Here is a 5273-nt window from a genome sequence, read left to right as displayed (position 1 = left end):
CCTTGTTATAGGAGGGCCAGTTAGTGATTTTAAAATTTTGTTTTGCCATGGAGACCTGATTTTGAAACAACTATGGTGATCTGTTCCGATGATTACCCAAACTTTCTATTTATTCAACAAAGCCCATATTCGAGTCTCCCGTGACACTTCGAGGCCAAATTAAGCGATCGAAGTGACACATTTATGTCAACACAAAAATAATCTTGTCACCGCCACCGTTTAATTTGCATCGGTGTGGGCTGCGCTCCTGCACCTTCTTTCTACAACGCGAAGTATTTACGCAGATAGCGCACAAGCAAAGGCTTTCGGGGAGAGTGAATCCCGCGATGACGTGCATTATGCGTAATAAGCGTATCGTATTGGCGACCAGGTCATGATAATTGCGAATTTATTCGCAATTATCATGCTCAATAGGCGATCAGAACAGCAGAATAAACCGTAGGCAAGGAGATGAGGGCCAACGATGATTTTATTCTGAGAGTAATTATCCGCACTTGTACTGTTTTTTGAATAAGTTTTTTGCGTATAGTTTACCTTGGTTATTGTTCATCGCGGTATTTGCACGTTACCTCTTTTTTCAAATCGTAAAATTTGCTTTTATTGTTTATAGATTAAAGCTTTAATTAATTTTATTTTAATAGGTTTTGTGTATCGTATTACGGTGAAGAGAATGGTCCTACTCAATTTCTATGTCCACTATGTTCAACGGGTTAGTCCTTTTTTATTTTTTTTGTTTATCTTCGGTTAGTATAAATCTAATCGCATTTTCTTTCAAAAAACGAGCTTGTGTTTTTTAAGTAAAATAACAATCTAAAACAGCTTTAAATAATCTTTGACAATAAACGAGCAAATTTTTATGCTACGGCTCAACTCTTTTTATGTCGTCATGTAAAGGTATTGTTTAAACCAATATTCTCATGGGCGTTAATGAGCGATCTAAGATATATGTCGCAGGATTTCCATTTCCTATGTTTCGTGTAAATAAACATATCATCAATAGGGTTAGGTTATTTTTAAAATAATACTTGCTTATCCCAGAGGGTTTTATGGTCTACTTGATTAATCAAACTATCATTTTCAATGATGGAGAGGGAACTTTATCTTGGCGCGATCGTGAAGGTGAAGCTATTTCATTGAGCGCGCCTATTGCACGCATACTCGCTACTCTGATTGATAATCCGGGGGTTACATTAAGCCGTGAATTGTTGCTACGAGAGGCACTAGAAAAGTATTCACTTTCTCCTTCTATCAGTAATCTCAATAATTATATCTCATTGCTTAGAAAGGTATTACGTAATTTTGGCTTGGCGGAGGCGATTGTCACTGTCCCGAAATTAGGTATTGTTTTTCATGTCGACAGTATTGAAGCGTATGCCAGACAACAAACTGACGTTCGCTCGGTGGGAAATACGGCAGAAACATCCATGAACGAACTGGGTCGTGGTGTAAACCCCCGATTGGCTGCGCCAGAAAAAGCATCTCCCCGGTTCCAGATAGGTTATACGACCAAGATTATTTTTATCATCGGCATGATTCTGTTATTTATTTTGATTATGTTGTCATTTTCTGGTCGTTTTCCTTATCGACCTTTCGTCAGAGTCAATATGATTAATAAGTGCGATGTTTTTTCATTACAGGATCCGGTCAGCTACGAGTCGATCGCGGGTTATCAGGAACTCTGTGAGGATCATGTCTTGTTTATTTCATCAAAGACGATCCCGTTGCACAGTTCAGGAATGAAGAAGAATCGCATCATCATTGCATGTAGCAAACGTGGAAAAGGATGCACTACCTATGTTGAAAAATAATCTTGGTAATAAAATGGTATGGTTAATCCTGTTATTATTGGTAACGGTTTTATTAGTTGGGCCCTATTATTTTAAACGTCAGTCTTTTCACAAACCGGTGATTTGTTGTGGCGAAGTGAGAGTCAGTGAGGGGAATGAAAAATATAGAATAAGGAAAGAATACGATGTCAATGTTTATTTAAGCGATAAAAATCGTGCATTAATTTTTATTGATGGTGTGTTTATTGGTGAGGATGATATTCCCCGGACCGTACAGCGCACGTTCAGTTTTGACTCCGTCTGGAATGAAAATCGTCTGTTAGTCAAGAATGTCGCGCTGGATAAAAATCCGGAGGACAATGCACCCGATGACGCTTTCTCGATGATCGGAGAAAATGACATCCTGGAGTTCGAAATGCTGACGCGTGATGTCTACCTTATCAGCACAGCGTGGTCAAAATTGGCCTGCAATATCCGTTGATGTCGCCCCCGCAACCCCATAACACCACGGTGACGGAGTGGGTAAATACGCGGCTGGGTCATCACTCGGCTGGCGCATTATAGGTTATCTGGTTTACGTACCACGTTTTTTCGCCCAAAGGTGTTTTTACTTTCACCTCTTCGTCGCGTTCTTTCTTCAGCAACGCCCGTGCCATGGGGGCGTCGATTGAAATATAGTCTTTACGCCCATAGATCTCGTCAGGGCCAACGATGCGAAAGCGCATCTGGTCGCCTTGCTCGTTTTCTACTTCAACCCAGGCACCGAAGAACACTTTGCCTTCTTGCTGAGGTGAGTAATCGACAACACGAACGATTTCCAGACGTTTACGCAAGTAGCGCACCCGTCGGTCTATTTCGCGCAACAGCCGCTTGTTATATTGGTAGTCGGCATTTTCACTGCGATCGCCTAAACTTGCCGCCCAAGCCACTTTTTCTGTAATTTCTGGACGACGTTCTTTCCAAAGATAGTTAAGCTCTTTGTAGAGCATGTCGTAACCTTCACGGGTGATAAGATCGGTTTTCATCGTTTGCTTTCATCATCGGTTATTACGAGTACGCATAGCGCGGCGTTGATACACTGTGAGCAGTATAGGCGTTGCTACATCCTAAGGCGATTGCACCTGTGAAATGAAGTAAATGATTGATTAATCCCTATTTTATTATGCTTTGTAACAATTTTGCCTGCAATATATACCAGAAACGACTGTCAGTAATTCATGGGTTTTTGAACAATACGGGCATCGGCAGCGATTACGCTTTTGGAGAATGAAAATGCAAGAGAACTATAAAATTCTGGTAGTAGATGATGATATGCGCCTGCGCGCACTGCTGGAGCGTTACCTGACGGAGCAAGGTTTTCAAGTACGTAGCGTAGCCAATGCTGAACAGATGGATCGTTTACTGACGCGTGAGTCCTTTCACCTGATGGTATTGGACCTGATGTTACCGGGCGAAGATGGGCTCTCTATTTGCCGCCGCCTGCGCAGCCAAAGCAATCCGATGCCCATCATTATGGTGACGGCGAAAGGGGAAGAGGTTGACCGTATCGTTGGCCTGGAAATTGGTGCTGATGACTACATTCCTAAACCGTTTAACCCGCGCGAGCTGTTGGCGCGCATCCGTGCCGTGTTGCGCCGTCAGGCGAACGAGCTGCCGGGGGCGCCGTCACAGGAAGAGGCGGTGATCGCCTTTGGAAAGTTCAAGCTTAACCTTGGCACGCGCGAAATGTTTCGCGATGACGAGCCGATGCCGTTGACCAGTGGGGAATTTGCGGTGTTGAAAGCGTTGGTCAGCCACCCACGTGAGCCGCTATCTCGCGATAAACTGATGAATCTGGCACGTGGTCGTGAATACAGCGCCATGGAACGCTCCATCGACGTGCAGATCTCGCGGCTGCGCCGTATGATGGAGGAAGATCCGGCGCATCCGCGCTATATCCAAACTGTCTGGGGCCTGGGATACGTCTTTGTGCCGGACGGCAGTAAAGCATGAGACGATGGCGCTTTTCTCCGCGCAGTTCGTTTGCCCGGACGCTGTTGCTGATTGTTACTCTGTTGTTTGTCAGCCTGGTCACCACCTATCTGGTGGTGCTCAATTTTGCCATTTTGCCAAGTTTGCAGCAGTTCAACAAAGTTTTGGCCTACGAAGTGCGCATGCTGATGACCGACAGGCTGCAACTGGAGGATGGCTCTTCGCTGGAAGTGCCACCGGCGTTCCGGCGTGAAATCTATCGCGAGCTGGGAATTTCCCTATATACCAACGCCGCGGCGGAGGAGAGTGGCCTACGTTGGGCGCAGCACTACAAGTTTTTGAGCCAGCAAATGGCCCAGCAGCTTGGCGGCCCGACGGATGTACGCGTTGAAGTCAGCAAGAACACCCCCGTGGTGTGGTTGAAAACCTGGCTTTCACCCGATATCTGGGTGAGGGTGCCCCTGACGGAAATCCATCACGGCGACTTTTCTCCGCTATTCAGATATACGCTGGCGATTATGCTGCTCGTCATCGGCGGGGCGTGGCTGTTTATTCGTTTGCAGAACCGGCCGCTGGTGGAGCTGGAGTATGCGGCGCTGCAAGTGGGGAAAGGCATTATTCCGCCCGCGTTGCGTGAGTATGGTGCCTCCGAGGTTCGTTCGGTAACGCGTGCTTTCAACCAGATGGCGTCGGGGGTCAAACTGCTGGCCGACGATCGTACACTCTTGATGGCGGGTGTCAGCCACGATTTACGCACGCCGTTAACACGTATCCGGCTGGCGACCGAGATGATGAGCAAGGATGATGATTATCTGGCTGAGTCCATCAACAAGGATATTGAAGAGTGTAATGCCATTATCGAACAGTTTATCGACTATTTGCGTACGGGCCAGGAGATGCAGATGGAAGCGGCGGATCTGAACAGTATTCTGGGCGAGGTCGTGGCGGCTGAGAGCGGCTACGAGCGCCAGATTGACAGCGATTTCTCCGACGGTGAACTGATGGTGCGTATCAGCCCGCTCTCCATCAAACGTGCGGCGCTGAATCTGGTGGTCAATGCTACGCGCTATGGTAACGGCTGGATCAAGGTCAGCAGCGGGCGAGAACTGCAACGCGTCTGGTTCCAGGTGGAGGATGATGGTCCGGGTATAGATCCTGCGCAGCTGGCACATCTGTTCCAACCGTTTGTGCGCGGCGACAGCGCGCGTACTACCAGCGGTACGGGATTAGGGCTGGCAATCGTGCAGCGTATCATTGATGCGCATGACGGCGCGCTAGACGTGGGCACCAGCGAACGCGGTGGGTTGTGTGTGTGTGCTTATCTGCCCTTACCCTATGAGCGGACCAAAGAAGGGCCGTCTGCTGTTGAAAAAGAGGCATCCGAAGGGTGAAACCGTCATTCCGCACCTACTTTAAGAATAAATTCGACGGTATCGCTCGCCGAGAACATCAACGATGGTCTTGTGAACAGAATTGAGGTTGGATACTTGTGGTGGTCTGTCACCAATACTGAAC

Annotated in this window: 5 protein-coding genes; 4 read left to right on the top strand and 1 reads right to left on the bottom strand. The window is 47.1% G+C overall.

Translation table 11 applies throughout. The annotated features are described in order from the left end of the window. Positions 1-1046 precede the first annotated feature (1046 nt). Both ACTBDZ_RS14850 and ACTBDZ_RS14845 read left to right on the top strand, forming a co-directional pair. Complete coding sequence (locus ACTBDZ_RS14850; protein WP_438815892.1) at positions 1047-1808, top strand: winged helix-turn-helix domain-containing protein; 762 nt, start codon at positions 1047-1049, stop codon at positions 1806-1808. Further along, complete coding sequence (locus ACTBDZ_RS14845) at positions 1795-2268, top strand: FidL (protein ID WP_438815891.1); 474 nt, start codon at positions 1795-1797, stop codon at positions 2266-2268. Before ACTBDZ_RS14850 ends, ACTBDZ_RS14845 begins: the two co-directional genes overlap by 14 nt. 61 nt (positions 2269-2329) lie before the next feature. Here the strand turns inward: ACTBDZ_RS14845 and greB are convergent, their stop codons facing one another. Further along, positions 2330-2812 carry a transcription elongation factor GreB gene (greB, locus tag ACTBDZ_RS14840; RefSeq protein ID WP_438815890.1) on the bottom strand — a complete coding sequence of 161 codons (483 nt, stop codon included), beginning with the start codon at positions 2810-2812 and terminating at the stop codon, positions 2330-2332. Positions 2813-3059: 247 nt separating this feature from the next. Between greB and ompR the strand changes: the two genes are divergently transcribed. Both ompR and envZ read left to right on the top strand, forming a co-directional pair. Next, positions 3060-3779, top strand: a complete 720-nt coding sequence (gene ompR, locus ACTBDZ_RS14835; RefSeq protein ID WP_438815889.1) for an osmolarity response regulator transcription factor OmpR — start codon at positions 3060-3062, stop codon at positions 3777-3779. Next, positions 3776-5149: a two-component system sensor histidine kinase EnvZ gene (gene envZ / locus ACTBDZ_RS14830; protein ID WP_438815888.1), complete on the top strand. Its 1374-nt coding sequence runs from the start codon at positions 3776-3778 to the stop codon at positions 5147-5149. Before ompR ends, envZ begins: the two co-directional genes overlap by 4 nt. Positions 5150-5273: the final 124 nt, after the last annotated feature.

The sequence above is a fragment of the Symbiopectobacterium sp. genome, from assembly GCF_051710365.1.
Classification (GTDB): Bacteria; Pseudomonadota; Gammaproteobacteria; order Enterobacterales; family Enterobacteriaceae; genus Symbiopectobacterium.
This window is presented reverse-complemented; position numbering and strand designations above follow the sequence as displayed.